This is a genomic window from Xanthomonas fragariae (assembly GCF_017603965.1).
Classification (GTDB): domain Bacteria; phylum Pseudomonadota; class Gammaproteobacteria; order Xanthomonadales; family Xanthomonadaceae; genus Xanthomonas; species Xanthomonas fragariae_A.
In genome coordinates this window covers 3,468,101-3,484,232 of record NZ_CP071955.1, presented here as the reverse complement: position 1 = coordinate 3,484,232, position 16,132 = coordinate 3,468,101, and the positions used below count along the sequence as shown (strand labels likewise).

At 62.5% G+C, this 16,132-nt stretch carries 14 protein-coding genes; 13 read left to right on the top strand and 1 reads right to left on the bottom strand.

All coding sequences use genetic code 11. The features are described from left to right. Window positions 1-2: 2 nt before the first annotated feature. The 6 genes from mrdA to J5I97_RS16545 all read left to right on the top strand — a co-directional run bounded on the left by mrdA (window position 3) and on the right by J5I97_RS16545 (window position 9,232). Complete coding sequence (mrdA, locus tag J5I97_RS16570) at window positions 3-2,063, top strand: penicillin-binding protein 2 (protein WP_208587689.1); 2,061 nt, start codon at window positions 3-5, stop codon at window positions 2,061-2,063. Next, a complete protein-coding gene (gene rodA, locus J5I97_RS16565; RefSeq protein ID WP_208587687.1) occupies window positions 2,060-3,178 on the top strand; it encodes a rod shape-determining protein RodA in 1,119 nt (372 codons plus the stop codon). The genes mrdA and rodA overlap by 4 nt, the downstream gene beginning before the upstream one ends. A gap of 294 nt (window positions 3,179-3,472) precedes the next feature. After that, window positions 3,473-4,870 (top strand): glycoside hydrolase family 28 protein, encoded by a 1,398-nt coding sequence (locus J5I97_RS16560; RefSeq protein ID WP_208587686.1) that lies wholly within the window; start codon window positions 3,473-3,475, stop codon window positions 4,868-4,870. Window positions 4,871-5,212: 342 nt separating this feature from the next. Further along, complete coding sequence (mltB, locus tag J5I97_RS16555; RefSeq protein WP_208587685.1) at window positions 5,213-6,361, top strand: lytic murein transglycosylase B; 1,149 nt, start codon at window positions 5,213-5,215, stop codon at window positions 6,359-6,361. Next, complete coding sequence (locus J5I97_RS16550) at window positions 6,358-7,767, top strand: septal ring lytic transglycosylase RlpA family protein (RefSeq protein ID WP_208587684.1); 1,410 nt, start codon at window positions 6,358-6,360, stop codon at window positions 7,765-7,767. Before mltB ends, J5I97_RS16550 begins: the two co-directional genes overlap by 4 nt. A 262-nt stretch (window positions 7,768-8,029) precedes the next feature. Then, window positions 8,030-9,232 (top strand): D-alanyl-D-alanine carboxypeptidase family protein, encoded by a 1,203-nt coding sequence (locus J5I97_RS16545; protein ID WP_208587683.1) that lies wholly within the window; start codon window positions 8,030-8,032, stop codon window positions 9,230-9,232. 130 nt (window positions 9,233-9,362) lie between these two features. On the opposite strand, the gene J5I97_RS16540 is transcribed toward J5I97_RS16545, so the two are convergent. Then, window positions 9,363-10,424, bottom strand: coding sequence for a lipid A deacylase LpxR family protein (locus tag J5I97_RS16540; protein WP_208587682.1), 1,062 nt, complete (start codon window positions 10,422-10,424; stop codon window positions 9,363-9,365). Window positions 10,425-10,694: 270 nt separating this feature from the next. Here J5I97_RS16540 and J5I97_RS16535 point away from each other — a divergent pair, with 270 nt between their 5' ends. The 7 genes from J5I97_RS16535 (at window position 10,695) to J5I97_RS16510 (ending at window position 16,131) form a co-directional block, all read left to right on the top strand. Next, window positions 10,695-10,973: a DUF493 family protein gene (locus J5I97_RS16535; RefSeq protein WP_208587681.1), complete on the top strand. Its 279-nt coding sequence runs from the start codon at window positions 10,695-10,697 to the stop codon at window positions 10,971-10,973. Beyond that, window positions 10,961-11,659 carry a lipoyl(octanoyl) transferase LipB gene (gene lipB / locus J5I97_RS16530; protein WP_208587679.1) on the top strand — a complete coding sequence of 233 codons (699 nt, stop codon included), beginning with the start codon at window positions 10,961-10,963 and terminating at the stop codon, window positions 11,657-11,659. The genes J5I97_RS16535 and lipB overlap by 13 nt, the downstream gene beginning before the upstream one ends. Before the next feature lie 13 nt (window positions 11,660-11,672). Further along, window positions 11,673-12,728: a lipoyl synthase gene (lipA, locus tag J5I97_RS16525; RefSeq protein ID WP_208587678.1), complete on the top strand. Its 1,056-nt coding sequence runs from the start codon at window positions 11,673-11,675 to the stop codon at window positions 12,726-12,728. Between the two features lie 808 nt (window positions 12,729-13,536). Then, window positions 13,537-14,217 carry a hypothetical protein gene (locus tag J5I97_RS16520; protein WP_208587677.1) on the top strand — a complete coding sequence of 227 codons (681 nt, stop codon included), beginning with the start codon at window positions 13,537-13,539 and terminating at the stop codon, window positions 14,215-14,217. 124 nt (window positions 14,218-14,341) lie between these two features. Further along, on the top strand, window positions 14,342-14,476 hold the full coding sequence (locus tag J5I97_RS20315) for a hypothetical protein (RefSeq protein ID WP_279631209.1): 135 nt from the start codon (window positions 14,342-14,344) through the stop codon (window positions 14,474-14,476). A gap of 52 nt (window positions 14,477-14,528) precedes the next feature. Then, window positions 14,529-15,485: an IS30 family transposase gene (locus tag J5I97_RS16515; protein WP_208587676.1), complete on the top strand. Its 957-nt coding sequence runs from the start codon at window positions 14,529-14,531 to the stop codon at window positions 15,483-15,485. 214 nt (window positions 15,486-15,699) lie between these two features. Beyond that, window positions 15,700-16,131, top strand: a complete 432-nt coding sequence (locus J5I97_RS16510) for a hypothetical protein (RefSeq protein ID WP_208591843.1) — start codon at window positions 15,700-15,702, stop codon at window positions 16,129-16,131. The last annotated feature ends 1 nt before the right edge of the window (window position 16,132 follow it).

The following is a 16,132-nucleotide window of genomic DNA, read 5'->3' as shown; positions in this document are numbered from 1 at the left end:
CCATGCACGGTCGCCGTCACCCCAAGAACCCACATGCGGAGGCCGAGCAGTTCCGTCGGCGTGCGGTGCTGGGTTTTGTGATGGTGGTGGTGTGTCTGGTCGGTCTGGGTGGCTGGTATTTCAAGCTGCAGGTGCTCGATCACCAGGTCTACGCTACGCGCTCGGAAGCCAACCGCATCAAGCCCAAGCCGGTGGTGCCGGGGCGCGGCATGATCTACGACCGCACCGGCCGGCTACTGGCCGAAAACGTCCCGGCATTTCGGCTGGATGTAACTCCCGACAAGGTCACCGACATGGATGCCATGTTGGCCACGCTGGGCAAGGTGATCCCGATTTCGCCAGAGGATCTGGAGCGCTTCAATCGCGAGCGTCGCGCACGCCGCAGCTTCCTGCCGGTGACGCTCAGGTTGCGCATGAGCGATGAGGAAATGGCGCGCTTCGCGCTGGAGCGTTGGCGATTTCCCGGCGTTGAGTTAGAGCCCTATCTGACCCGACGTTACCCGTACGGTCCGTTGTTCGCGCATATCATCGGCTACGTTAGTCGCATCGACGAAAAAGACCTTGCGGTTCTGGGCGAGGGCAACGCCGCGCTCACCCACATGGGCAAATCCGGGCTGGAGCGCTATTACGAACAGGATCTGCGCGGGCGGGTCGGCTACGAACAGGTCGAAACCAATGTGCAGGGCCGCGCGATCCGCACCGTCGGCTGGGTTGCGCCGCAGTCGGGTGCCGACCTGCGTCTGTCGGTAGACGCCGATCTGCAGCGTGCGATGGTGGCCGCATTCGGCGAACACGAAGGTGCGGCGATCGCGATGGACCCGCGCACCGGCGAGATTCTGGGCATGGTCAGCCTGCCCAGCTACGACCCTAATCTGTTCGTCAACGGTATCTCGCACACCGATTTCCGCATGCTCAACGACAACCCGTCGCGGCCGCAGTTCAACCGGCTTGTGCTGGGAGGCGTGGCGCCGGGCTCCACGCTCAAGCCGCTGATCGCGCTGGCCGGCCTGGATAGCGGCCTGCGCCGGCCGGAAGACAGGGTGTTGTCCACCGGCATGTTTTATCTGCCCGGCGTCAGTCGCGGCTGGGGCGACTCGCACCGCGGCGGGCATGGCTGGACCGATCTGCGCAAGTCGATCGCCCAGTCGGTCAATACCTATTACTACCGCCTGGCGGTGGACATGGGCATCGAGCGCTTCGACCGTTACCTGGGCCAGTACGGCTTCGGTCAACCCACCGGGGTGGACTTGCTCGGCGAAATAGGCGGCATCCTGCCGTCGCCGGCCTACAAGTACACAACCCGCAAGGAGCGCTGGTATCCCGGCGACACCGTCAATATCGCCATTGGCCAGGGCGACTGGAAGGTCACCCCGCTGCAGCTGGTGCGCGGTATTTCTGGGATCGCCAGCGGCTTGCTGCTGCGCCCGCATCTGGTGCTGGAAGAGCGCACCGGCTTCGATCACCCGTGGCAGCCGATGATCCAGCCGCCGGGCAAACCGATCAGCCCGAATCCGGCGCATTTGCAGGTGGTGCGCGAAGGCATGATGGACACCATGCGCCCAGGCGGCACCGCTTATGCCATTACCCCCGGCGCACCGTATCAGATGGCCGGCAAGACCGGCACCGCGCAGGTAGTCAGCCGTAAAGGGGCGGCGGCGGTGGACCCGCGCAGCCTGCCCATGCATCTGCGTCACCGCGGCTTGTTTGTCGGTTTCGCACCGGCCGACAATCCGGTCATCGCGGTGGCAGTGGCGGTGGAGGGCGGTGGCTTCGGTACCAGCTCGGCGGCGCCGATCGCGCGCAAGATTTTCGACGCCTGGCTGCTCGGCAAGATGCCCGCCGGCCTGGAGCCGCTGGATAGCGAACTCGGCATGACTGCCGTGGGCGTCAACCAGTTCGAAGCCGGCGCCACCGATGTGCGCCAAGCCGGCGACGCGGCTGCCGCCCCGCTGGACGAGCTGCCTGTGGTGATCGGCCAGACCGCCGTGGCGCTGGATCCCGATACGCCTGCGCAGCCGGTGGTGCCGGATGTGCCGGACGTGGTTCAGGAGACCGACCATTGAGTGACATCCTGCGCTGGTTGGTGGACATGGTCGCGCGCTTGACGCGTAGTCTGGACTGGGTGCTGTGCCTGGCGTTGGCTGCGCTGATGGTGATCGGCCTGTCGGTGCTCAAAAGCGCCAGCGGCGCTGCAAACGGCAATCATCTGGTGATGGCGCAGGGCATCCGCTTCATTGTCGGTTTCGTCGCAATGTGGGGCATTTCACGCATGTCGATGCTGCGCCTGCGTGCCTGGACGCCGTGGGTGTATGGCTTGTCGATGCTGCCGCTGCTGGCGGTGTTCGCGCTGGGCACCGGTAAATACGGTCGGCAGTGGCTGGACCTGAAAGTGTTCTATCTGCAACCGGCCGAGCTGCTCAAGATCAGCCTGCCGATGATGGCGGCCTGGTATCTGCACCGTATGCCGTTGCCGCCGCGCATCTCCACCGTGCTGGTGGTCGGGGCGATCATCGGCGTGCCCACCGCCTTGATCATGTTGCAGCCGGACTTCGGCACCGGTGTGCTGATCGCCGCCAGCGGCGTGTTCGTGTTGCTGCTGGCCGGCCTGCCGTGGTGGTGGGTGGCGGTGGGTGTGGGCGGTGTGTCCGCGGCCGCGCCGGTTGCTTGGTTCTGGCTGCTGCGCCCGTACCAGAAGGACCGCATCATGATGTTCCTCAACCCCGAGAACGATGCTCTGGGTGCAGGTTGGAACATCATCCAGTCCAAGATCGCAATCGGCTCTGGCGGCCTGGAAGGCAAGGGCTGGGGGTTGGGCTCGCAGTCGCATCTGAACTTCATTCCCGAACAAACCACCGACTTTGCATTTTCGGTGCTCAGCGAAGAATTCGGTTGGATCGGGGTAGCCACCGTGCTGACCTTGTATCTGATCGTGATCGGTCGCTGCCTGTGGATCGCGTCGCAAGCGCGCGACACCTATTCGCGCCTGGTCGCTGGTGCTGCCGGACTGGGGTTCTTCGTCTACGTATTGGTCAACGGCGGCATGATTTCCGGCCTGCTGCCGGTGGTCGGCGTGCCGATGCCGCTGATGAGTTATGGCGGCACCTCGGCGGTCTCGCTGCTGGCCGGATTGGGCCTGGTGATGGCGGTCAAGACGCATCGCCCGGTGCATGGGTACTGAGCCCGCGCTGCTCGCATAGGGCAGGGCATCGAACCTGCGCCATATGACACGCACGTGTCGCTTCGCTGACGATTCGTTTATTGCGCACCGTTCTGGGCGCTGCATTTCTGGGCGCTGCATTGCAGTGCCGACACACCAGCGCATTGCCCTTCGTTCGTACGGCGTCCGGTTCGTTCGCCCTTTGTGCGCATGTGTATCGAAAGGTAGAGTCCGCCACTCCGCGGTGTGTTTCGCACCCGGATCGCGTTGCTTCAGCAGGCACGCGCTAATTCATTTTTACAGGTGACCTCTTCCATGAAACTGCTAACCACCGCCATCGGCGGTGTCTGTCTTACGCTTGCCGCACAGGCCGGCGCTATCACGCTTGCGTCGGGCGATACGCGCGCTGTCTCCGAGCCGGCGATTCCTGCCATCTGCCAGTCGGTGAGTGCCAGCCACACGCCGAGCGGGCGCCTGTTCGACGCTGCATCGGAAAGCGCACCGCCCGATACGAGGACCATCCAGGCCGCGCTCTCCGCCTGCACGGGAAAGAACGGCAGTGTGCTGCTGAAAGCTGGCTCCGGCAACGCTTTTCTCACGGGCCCGTTGTTGATTCCCATGGGCGTCACCTTGGTCATCGATCAAGGTGTCACCTTGTACGGCTCGCGCAAGCCGGCCGATTACGGCAGCGGTTGCGGTACTGCCGGCTCCAAGAGCGGTGGATGTTTGCCACTGATCAGCATCAAAGGCTCCAGGTCGGGCGTGATGGGCGTGCGCAGTGGCGAGCATCAGGGCACCATCGACGGCCGCGGCGATCTGACCATGCTCGGTAAGAGCACCACCTGGTGGGAGTCTGGCGAAAAGGCCAAGGCCTCCGGCCAGGTGCAGAACAGCCCGGACCTGATCAAGGTGCAGAATTCAAGTGCATTTACGCTCTACAACGTCAATCTGATCAACGCGGCGTACTTTCATTTCTTTGCGCATATCCTCGATGGCCTGACCGTCTGGGGTGTGCGGGTGAAGTCGCCGGCGACCAGCCCCAACACCGATGGCCTGGATCTGGATAGCGTGCTCAACGCCACCATCCACGATAGCGATGTGATGAGCGGAGACGATTGCGTGGCGATCAAGACCATCGCGTCCAGGTCGGCAAATATCACCGTGCGCAACTCGCGGTGTTATGCCACGCACGGCATTTCGATCGGCAGCGAAGTGATGTACGGCGTCAGCAATGTGCTGGTCGACAACAACGTCATCGTGTCCACCGACGACGCCGGCAATCGCAGCACCGATAACAACGGTCTGCGGATCAAAACCAGCATCGCCAAGGGCGGTCCGGTCAGCATGGTCACCTATCGCAATACCTGCCTGTACGGGGTGACCAGCCCGCTGGTGATCAATCCGTTCTATTCCTCCGGCGGCCGAGGCGGCACCAAGCCGAGCTTCAGCGACATCGTCGTCAACGGGCTGCGCGCCGCGGATGGCGTCGGCGGCAAGGGTTGGATCCTGAAGGGCTACGACGCACAGACGCCTCTGGATCTGGTGCTGGCCAACGTGGTGGCCGACAACATATCGGTCACTGCCAGCAATGCGCAGATCGTGCTGGGCAACAGCATGCTCGTGCCGAGCGGTGCCGGCGTCACCACGCCGGTCGTGCAAGTCAGCGGCAGCGTTCCCACCTGCTCGGGTGCGCCGCGCTTCCCGGCGTTGTGATCGATCAAGCGCGGCCGCTCCCCGGCCGCGCTTGCTGGCTGGACCGACATGGCTGGAAAGAACCGGCCAGCCAATCGGATCGGCTTTCCTACTGCAGACAGCACGGGCCGGACGTCATCGCCGCCAAACACACCGCGTCCTCGGCGCTCTGACATCAATCACTCGGCAACTCCAGGTCGGTTACGCATCAGCAGACATCGGCGCACTCTACGCGTGGCTAGGCACCTCACGAATCCCAACTTCCCACCTCCCAATCCATCGCCGTAAAAGTGGCTGGCTAAAATTCTTGTGTTTCATGGTCTTATTGCTGGAAGTTCATTTGATCTCTGTTACTCTCGGCCGATGATTCGACGCACTCTGACCTGCCTGCTCACCCTCGGCCTTGTCGCCTGCGCGACCCAGCCCAGCCCTCGGTCCCCGCCGCTAACCGCCAGCGCGCCTCCGGCCAAGCCGCCGAGCACGCCGAGCACGCCGGTCGCGCCCGTCAGCGCCGCTGCCGAAGCGCCCGCGCTGCCGCCGGTCGACCTGACTCCGGTACCGTTCGAGATCGCACGCGCCAATTTCGTGCGCGACACCGCCGCCAAATACGCCATCGACCCCGCCCGGATCGAAGCGGTGTTGGCGCAGGCGCAATTCAAGGACGCTTTGGCGACTGCGATGTCGCGCCCGGCCGAGCGGGTCAAGCCGTGGAACGAATACCGGCCGATGTTCATCACCAAGGCGCGCATCGACGGCGGTCGTAAGTTCCTGGCAGAACACCGCGCCGAACTGAGCAAGGTTGAATCCGCCACCGGCGTGCCTGCGCAGGTCATCGTCGCCATTATCGGGGTGGAAACCAGCTACGGCAGCAACGCCGGCAAATACCGCGTGCTGGATGCGCTTTACACGCTGGCGTTCCGCTATCCGCGCAGCGGCGACCCGGCCAAGCTCGAACGCGAAGTGCGCCGCGAGCTGTTTTTTCGCGACGAACTCGGCCAGCTGTTCGCTCTCGGCAAGGAAGAGCAACTCGACGTCACCACGCTGATCGGCAGCTATGCCGGCGCGATGGGCATGGGGCAGTTCATGCCGTCCAGCTACCGCCAGTTCGCGGTCGATGGCGATGCCGACGGCAAGCGCAACGTGTTCACCGATCACAACGACGTGTTTGCCTCGATCGCCAATTACTTCGTCAAGAAGGGCGGCTGGGTGCGCGGTGGTGAGGTTGCGGTGCCTGCCACGCTGGCGACCGGGCGCGAGGAGTTCAACCCTACCGATTGGTCGCCGGTGTACACCCTTGCTGACCTGTCAGCGCGCGGCTATCACCCTAATGCGCCGGTGGTGGCCGGCAGTACTGCCACCCCGATCACCCTGGATGACGCCAACGGCAAGCAGCACTGGCTCGGCTTCCAGAATTTCTACGCGATCACCCGATACAACATTTCCAAGATGTACGCGATGGCAGTGTTCCAGCTGTCCGAGGCCATCGCCGGCAAGGAGTTACCCCCTGCATGAACAGCATGACAGGCCCCAAGTGGCTGATCCCGATGGCGCTGATGCTCGGCTTGGCGGCCTGTAGCAGCGCACCGAAGAAGAGTGCCGACAGTAATCCCAGTGGCACCATCAAGGGCATCAAGGTCGAAGGCAAGGGGAGCGCTACCGGATGTCCGTCGACCTCTCCGTATGCGGCAGCCAAGGAGGACCCGTCCACGCGCGGCGACTACACCGCTGGTGGCCTGTACAAACCGGGTGTCGAGGACAGCACGCCGGATCACGTGCCCAACGTGGCCTGCATCCCTGAGCCGCTGGTCACAAACGAGCCGCGCTCGGCGGTGGGCAATCGCTCACCGTACGAAGTGCTGGGCAAGCGCTATGTGGTGATGGACGGCCCTGGCGGCTATGTCGAACGCGGCACGGCTTCTTACTACGGCAGCAAGTTCCACGGCCGGCTGACTTCCAACAAGGAGGTCTACGACATGTACGCCTTCACCGCCGCCCACAAGACCTTGCCGCTGCCCAGCTTTGCGCTGGTGACCAATACCGACACCGGCGACTCGGTGGTGGTGCGCGTCAACGACCGCGGCCCGTTCCACGATGGCCGCGTGATCGATCTGAGCTACGCCGCTGCGATCAAGCTGGGCATCACCGGCAAGGGCACCGGCAACGTCGAAGTGCGTGGTCTGACCGAAGCCGACAACGGCAATCTGCTGGCCAAGCGCCGTAGTGGTCTGGCCCCATTCAACACGGCCGTCGCGGCCGCGCAGCCGGCCGCAAACGGCAGCCAGATCGACGGGCTGGTGCAGCGTCTGCCTACCCGCACGTTGCCGTCGCAGGAGGTGGCGACAACGTCGGCGGCTACGGTTGCCTTGCCTGCAGCAGTATCGGCTGCCACTGCGCCGGTCAATGCTGCAGGCGAGCGATGGCGCTACCGGGTGGCCGATTCGCGTCAGCCCGGCAATGCCGACAATTTCGATGTCTGGATGAAATCGCACGGCGTGCATGTGGCCGCCGGCAAGCCAGCAGCTGCCACGCCGCGAGCGACATCGCCGGCACCGGCACCGGCCGCTGCGTCTGCATGGCCTGCGCCGGTTGCCGTTGCCGTGGTCAGAGTGCCGGCCAGCGCGCCCGCACGTTCGCTCAAAACAGAGCCGGTGCCTGCCAAGGCGCCAAGCGTGGCCGAAGCCGCATTGGGCGACATCCTGCTGCAGGTCGCCAGTTTTGCCAGCCGCGAAAACGCCAATCGCGCACTGTCGCAGCTGGCCTCGGCCGGTATCGCCGGTGCAAGCGTCAGCGACATCGTCAGCGGCGGCCGCACCTTGTGGCGGTTGCGCGTGAATGCTCGCGACCACGCCAATGCCTCGGAAATCGCCCAGCGCATTGCCGGTCTTGGTTTCGGTCGCCCACAGATCGTCGCCAATTGAGCACGATCAAGTGACTGCCCCGTCACCGGTGAATATTGCCGGTGACTGGAATCGGCACGCACTCTCAAGGCATTTTGGTGAGGGCGCGCTTTGTGCGCGCACCGACAAGCTGCTCGCTTTGATTGGCCGCGGTTGACGCGCGCTCTGCCGCCATCGCTGAACTGCGCAGACGCGCGCGCCTCATGACGCGTCGCCCTGATCGCCGTCGCACCTTACAATTTTGCATTACCCAGCCTTCGGGCCCGTCAGGAGTCGTTCTTCAATGAAATTCCGCTTCGCTGCCGCTGCCGTGGCCACGCTCGCCTTCGGCCTGGCCTGCGCCCAGACACCCGCGCCGCCGCCGGCTCCTGCCGCGGCGGCTGCGCCGGCCGTCGTGCCGGTTCCGCCCGCACCCGCACCGGCCGTGTCCAAGTCCTGGATCCTGATGGACTACGCCACCGGGCAAGTGCTCGCCGGTGAGAACATCCATCAGCAGCTCGCCCCGGCCAGCATCACCAAGGTGATGACCTCCTACGTGGTCGCGGCCGAGATCAAGAACGGCAAATTCAAGCGTGACGACCAAGTCATGATGAGCGAGCGCGCCTGGCGCGAAGGCGGCGCCGGCACCGACGGCAGCTACAGCGGCTTTCCAGTCAATCAGACCGCACGTCTGGAAGACATGGAAAAAGGCATGGCCATCCAGTCCGGCAACGATGCCGCGATCGCGCTGGCCGAGCATGTGGCCGGCAGCGAAGAAGCCTTCGCCTCGCTGATGAACAGCTACGCCGGCAAAATCGGTATGAAGGACTCCCACTTCGTCAACGCGCACGGCCTGGGCGCCGAAGGCCATCACTCCACCGCTTACGACCTGGCCATGCTGGGCCGCGCGATGGTGCGCGATTACCCGGAGACCTACGCCTACAACAAGATCAAGGAATTCCAGGTTGGCACCATCAAGCAGAACAACCGCAACCTGCTGCTGTGGCGCGACCCGGCGGTGGACGGCATCAAGACCGGCCATACTTCCGAAGCCGGCTACTGCCTGCTGAGCTCGGCCAAGCGCGGCGATCAGCGTCTGGTGGCCGTGGTCATGGGCGACACCTCCGAAAAGCAGCGCGCCGACGACAGCCTGGCACTGCTCAACTGGGGCTTCCGCTTCTTCGAAACCCATAGTCTGTATGCACCCGGCAAGGTCGTAACCAAGCAAAAGGTGTGGAAGGGGCAGCAGGACGAAGTGCGGCTTGGTGTGGCGCAACCACTGCTGGTCAGTCTGCAGCGCGGCCGCTACAACGACCTCAAGCCCAGCATGGAAGTAGCCAAGAACCTGCAGGCCCCGATCAAGCAGGGTCAGCAAATCGGTACGGTCAAGGTCAGCCTGGACGGCAAGATCATCGCCCAGGCGCCGCTAGTGGCGCTTAACGCCGTCGAAGAAGGTGGATTCTTTAAGCGCCTCTGGGATGCCTTCTGGATGTGGTGGGAGTCGTAATAAAAATGCCGGCGAAAGCCGGCTTTTTTGCGGGGATTCGAGATTCGGCATTTGGAATTGGCAAGAACGAGAACGAGAACAACACGTTGCAGCCCCGCTCTGACCAGTCCCAACTCCCCAATCCCCGCCCTCAAAGCAGCCGACTGATCGTGAAGCTCCCATACACCGGCGTCTCGCGCTGCGTGCCGAATTCGCGGCTGCGCTGGTAGCGGACGAGGGCAAACTTCCAGCGGCCGTACATCACCGCCAGGCCGTAACCGACGTCGCCGACGAATGGGCGCTTGTCCACGCTGTGACTATTGCCGAAGGTGTTGCCGTCCAGAGTGATGTCGCGCAGCACCCAGCGCGCATCGGTGGTCACGAATAGATGACCCGACCAGCCGCTAGCGCGTCCGAGCCGGCTGGGTGCGGTGTTTTCGCCGGCCGGGCGGGTCGGGGTGCTGCCGAAGTCGTCCGAAAGTTTCCAGCCGAAGCGGGCTTCGCCGCCGGCATTCAGATGCGTGGCCATGTTGCCGACCGAGCCGCCCCAGTGCGAAATGAAATCCCAGCCGAAGCCGTCCGCGTTGGCCGCGGCATCTGCCGGCCAGCGGCGCATACGTTCATGCACCAAGTTGAGCAGCGGCTCGTTATGCAGCTGGTTGTCCCAGCCCTGGAATTTCTTATCGCCTAGCACATCGTGGATCGCATCCTGCGCTTGCTGCGCAAATGCCCACTTGCCGACCACACCGATCTGCAGCTGCGTGGCGCGCAGATGCGCCTCGTTGCGCGCGTTGTAACCGAAGCTCGCCAGTAGGATGCCCGCATACGGGCGGTCCTCCGGGATCACGTCGCGACGGGTGGAGTCGGTGGGGGTGAAGATCGTCTGGCCGATTGAGAACACCATGTTTTGCTGATCGAACTCGCCCGGATGCAGGCGTTCCAGATAGCTGTTGACCCAGCGCGCGGTGTGCGGAAAGCAAGGGTCGTCGGTGTAATCGACCAGGTTGGGCGACACCAGCGTTAGCACCGCGCCATTGGAATAGCCCTGGTCCTGCTCCTCACCGCCGAACAGGTCGTTATCCACCCGGAAGTTCACCGCCTGCGGGGTGCGGCCCAGTGTGCTGGAATCGCACCGGTCAGCCGCCAGGGCCGGCATCGAAAGCCCGGAAAGACAAAACAGCAGGGCAGCAGACAATGCGCGCGGTCGGTGCATGGAGGGCCTGGAGAGTTGAGGAGGGGCGGTGTTCAGCAAAGGTGCCTGCGGTCGCTGCTGCGCCGCGTGAAGTGTTCCGCAGCTGCCTCATTCTGTGCAAAACACCATTCACATGTAGATTTGTTTGACCCAGCAATGTATTTGACCCAGCAATGTAACTGCGTAACTTTGTAAAAAGTTTGGATTCCCCACATGATCAAGGCCCAGGCAATCTCATCGATTGGCTGGGCAGAGCTTGGGTTTATCCACCACCGACCCAATAATGGATAGATGGAAATCAGCACCGACCACCCCGATCAAGGCTTTCAATTTCCCGGCACCTTCGAGCTCAGCGCCATGGGCACGGCCGAACGCGGGCTGGAAACCGAACTTCCACGTCTGCTCACCGTTACCGGCGTGGAGTTGCTGGAAGACAGCATCAGCTGGAAGCATTCGTCCAGCGGCAAATATGTCTCGGTCAAGATCGGCTTTCGTGCCGATAGCCGCGAGCAGTTCGACGCGGCCCATCAGGCCCTGCGCGACCACCCGGAAGTGAAGTGGACGCTGTAGCGGCCGAGCCAGCGCTTAGAGCCGTCTCGAGCCTGCCGGCACAACTACGCGATCTCGGTCGGCAGGAGTACGCGCCGGTGTGGCGTGCGATGCAGCGTTTCACCGATGCGCGTGATGCGCACACCGCCGACGAACTATGGGTGCTAGAGCATACGCCGGTGTTTACACTCGGCCAGGCGGGCAGGCCCGAACACGTATTGGCGCCGGGCGAGATTCCGGTGCTGCAGGTTGATCGCGGCGGTCAGGTCACCTATCACGGCCCCGGTCAGTTGGTGGTCTATCCCCTGCTGGATCTGCGCCGGCTCAAGATTGGTGTGCGCCATTACGTGTGCAAGATCGAGCAGGCGCTGATCGACACCTTGGACGAATGGAACATCGTCGCCGAGCGCCGCGACGGCGCGCCCGGCGTGTATGTCGGTGGGGCCAAGATCGCCGCGCTTGGTATCCGGGTGCGGCGCGGCTGCGCTTTCCACGGGCTTTCGTTCAACGTGGCGATGGACCTGGAGCCTTTTCACCGCATCAACCCGTGCGGCTACGAGGGCCTGCAGGTGACCTCGGTGCTAGAATTGGGTGGCCCCTCCGGGATGGACGCCGTCAAGGCGGTGCTGCTCGATCAGCTGGCGCGCCAGCTCGGTCTCGTGTTGCAGCCCGGTTACGCGTTGCCTGACCTTTCGCTTCTGGCCTGAGCGCCCCTTATCCATGACCCAGCCTACCGCCCGTTCCATCCCCTTGCAGGTCGTCTCCGGCGATACCGCCGCGTCTGCGCCCCTGCAGACCGGCGTCAAGCAGATCGGTGGCGACAAGATCAATCGCTCGCCGGTGCAGTTCGTCGATGCGCCGGTGCTGCGCAAGCCGTCGTGGATTCGCGTGCGAATCCCTTCCGGCAACGCGGTGCAGAACCTCAAGGCCAAGCTGCGCGAAAACCGCCTGGTCACGGTGTGCGAAGAAGCCAGCTGCCCGAATATCCACGAGTGTTTCAGCCACGGCACCGCCACCTTCATGATTCTGGGCGAGGTGTGTACGCGGCGCTGCTCGTTCTGCGACGTGGCACACGGCCGGCCCAAGCCACCGGACGCCAGCGAGCCGACGAGCCTGGCGACGACCGTTGCCGACATGGGCTTGAAGTATGTGGTGGTGACCAGCGTGGATCGCGACGATCTGCGCGACGGTGGTGCGCAGCATTTCGTCGATTGCATTGCGGCGATTCGCGTTAGCTCGCCCAAGACCCGCATCGAGATCCTGACCCCGGATTTCCGCGGCAAGGGCCGCATGGACCGCGCGCTGGAGATCCTGGCGCTGAGCCCGCCGGACGTGTTCAACCACAACATCGAAACCGTGCCGGATCTGTACCCGAACGTGCGTCCAGGCGCCGACTATCAGTGGTCGCTAACCCTGCTGCAGCGCTTCAAGGCGCAGCATCCGTCCATCGCTACCAAGTCCGGCATCATGCTCGGCCTGGGCGAGACGATGGAGCAGGTGCAGGCCACCTTGCGCGACCTGCGCGCGCACGATGTGGACATGATCACGATTGGCCAGTACCTGCAGCCGACCCCGCACCATCACCCGGTGATGCGTTACTGGACGCCGGAGGAGTACAAGGCGCTGGAGGAGTACGGCAATGCGCTCGGCTTCAGCCATGTCGCCTCCGGGCCGATGGTGCGCTCGTCGTATCACGCCGATCGGCAGGCGGCCGACGCTGGCGTCGCTGTGAATTCCAACGCTGACTCAGAAATATACATCGCTCCATTGGGATGAACGTCGCTAGGTCAGAATGGAGCGATGTCCAAATGCATGCCGCCCATCAAGGTATCCCCGACGAAGGCAGGGCTTGGCGGATCGAAGGACTCGGTGCGCCAAGCCCATGGACTATGAGCCGGTCATCGAAATTTACCTCACTTCGTTGCTTGTGGAATCGCTTAAACATAATCAATCAAAATATCCGGCTCGCGTGGAGGTCATTCTTGATCGCATCAGGGCTGTAGGGCTAAGACGTGGCGAGGCGTGCGGTTCGCTATGGTGCGGGAAGGCGTTTTAACGTCAACTTCACACATGGGCTCCCTGGAATCCGGCGCTCAATGCCAGAACTTAGCATTTCATCGTATCCTTGGATCAGGTATTCACATAGGGATGGTGGGCTATGGTGCATAGACCGACTACAGGCTTTTTCAGACCCCTCCTGCTTTTTTTGGCTTCCCTATCAACTGCGACAGGATGCACCGCTATGAGTGATGCCGATGAGCCCGGTTCCGATGTTTTCAAGCCAATGCAATCCGTCGCCGACGCCAAAGCACAGCTTGCAGCTTGGATCACTCCGAGCACTGCCATTGCGGACGCAGTACAGAAGCTCACGGCGTCGGGCTTTACTTGTGAGGCGACAATGCCCCTATCGCTTGACGCGCAGTCGTCTGTGGTTTGCTTTTATCTAATCCCGCCACCAAAGCTGCGATTTGTGCCACCACCACGTAAGCCAGACGCATGGACCGTGACACTGAATTCAAGAGATGGCTCTACAGTCAGCAACTTCCGAGCGTCGCGGTCGCTTGGAGACCGTGAGGAGTAAGAAATGCCAGACGACCAAGCCAAAATCATCGTGGGGGCAAGCCCAGTCGGCATCGATCAGCGGCATACCTATCTTCTCTTCGAGCGATCGGACGGCAGTCAAACCGTCCTGCGCGGTGGCCCGGATGCGCGTGCGGAAGGCAATGATCTTGCCAATTTTGCGGGAAGCACGCTGCTGGGCTCCGACAACTTTGGCAGCATTCGTTTTGACTCTGACCCTTACATTCCCCCATACACCGCCGTCTATCAAAAACAACCGAATGGCCCCGACCGTCCGTTACCTAAAGATCAAGCTGACCCCAATGACCCCTCACTCGTCAGAGACCCTGAAGGGCAGATTGTAGTTCGGAAGAAAGTCGCCGCTGACTGGCCGCTTCCGGGCGAAAAGCATGAGCGTGCGGTCGTCTGGAAAGGGACGGATCAAGAGCTTGAAAAGAGGCTGCATTCGGCCCTGACGGCAGGGCAGCAAATTGACGACGCCAAGCTCGAATATTCGCCGCTGTACAACAACAGCAACGGCGTGACAGGCCTTTTGTTGAAAGCGGCAGACATAAAACCATCGCTGCCGCTAGACAAGAATGGGCAGCAGGTGGACGCGCCCAATTTTGGCGAAAACCTGTATCAGGACGTTGGTCTAGCCTCCAACCGGAGTGGCTATTCGTTCGACGGCAAGCTAGTGGCGTGATGACGATGATCGAAAGATCAAGCCTCCCCACTCGGGCGAGCCCGTTGTCCCCCTTGATCCTAACGAGAAGGAAAAATCTCGATCAGGCTATTTCGATAGCAGCTATAACGCAAAACCTGACGGAATGCAGCAAGGCAAGCAGGCTTTCAGTACCGGCGATCCAGACCTCGACCGACTGGCCGCCGCGCTGCTCGCTGACGACGACGTTACGATTTCTCGGGGCGGCTTCAACTCTGATTCGCAACACCAACGGTTGTGAAGTGGTCCAGGCGACCTGACCTGAACGACTTCACCGCCAAGTGGAGTTGCCCATGTCATCCAGCCGCCTGGACCTAGCAGAACGATACCGTCTACATGCGTTATATGAAACCGGCATGTCGATGCGTGCCATCGCCAGTGTGTTGGAGCGCGCGCCCAGCACGATCAGCCGCGAACTGCGCCGCAATCAGCACGCTCGGCAGTATCTGCCAGATCACGCGCAGCGCCTCAGTGAGCATCGGCGCACACGGGCCAGCCGGCGTCCACGCATCGACGCTGAGCGCATCGCACAGATCGAGATCTTGCTGGGCGAGGACTTCAGCCCGGAACAGATTGCCGGTCGCACCGGCTTGGCCAGTCACGAATGGATCTATCGGCACATCTACGCCGACCAGAAGCGCGGTGGTCAGTTGTTCACGCATCGACGCAAGCGCCGCCGCAAGCGCCGGCGGCGGGGCGTGCGCGATGGCCGCGGGCAGCTGACACATCGGCGCAGCTGGACACAGCGCCCAAGCGTGGTGGAGCAACGCAGCCGCATCGGTGACTGGGAGCTGGATACCATCAGGGCCTCACACGGAAAGGCCGTGGTGGTCAGCATGACCGAACGCCGCAGTCGCCTGCATCTGCTGGCTTACTCGCCTGACGGCACCGCCGAGAACGTACGCAACGCCATCGTCCAGCGCCTGGGCCGCCTACGCCACACGGTGCACACCCTCACCGCCGACAATGGCAAGGAGTTTGCTGACCATCGGCTCATTGCAGCCTGCCTGCAGAGTGATTTCTACTTTGCAGATCCGTACTGCGCATGGCAGCGAGGCAGCAACGAAAATGCCAACGGGTTGACGCGCCAGTACTTGCCACGACAGACCGATTTCAGCACCATCGCCGATGCGCACCTACGATGGATCGAGCAGCGGCTCTACAATCGTCCGCGCAAGATACTCGGATTCAAAACGCCCCTCGAAGTCTTCTCCGAGGAGGTCCTTAACAGCGTTGCGAATCAGAGTTGAATTCGCCCGGGTAAATGCCCAGATCGAGCAATCGCAGCTGGTGCAAGCGTATGAGCAATGGGGGCGCGAGCTGGTGGCCTTCGAGCAAAGGCAAGAACTCCAGCAGCAAGAGATGGCCCGCCAAGTACAGGGCCCAGTGATGACACGCTAACTCCCACCATCACTGAGGCCATTCATGTCTAGCGAGAACCAACTGTCGGAACTTTTGTCGTCGTTGCAGAACACGCTCAAGCTGCAATCCGCGCTGATGGCAAAATTCGAGCAGCGCGAAGCGCGCATGCAAGCCGCTTTCGATCAGCGGATGCAGTCGCTACAAAGCGAAGTCGCACAGGTACATCGCCGGGTTGATGGCATTGTCGGCGATGCCAGTTCCCAGATCGCCAAGGAAGCCAGGAACGCGGTGGCTCCCGTCGCGGCGCAGTACGACCGCGACGTATCGGCCACGTCTGCGCAACTGCAAAAGGCGAACAAGACGGTATGGATGTGGTTCGGTGCCGCAGGCGCGATTCTACTGCTGGTGCTTCTCGTTGGCTGGGCGGTGCTGGGGTATTACCGGCGCGAGCTAGTATCCACGCAAGAAGAACTGCAACGCTATGAAAATGCCGTGCTGAACCGCCCCGGGAAGTTGGGAGGCCGTTTGGTTTGAG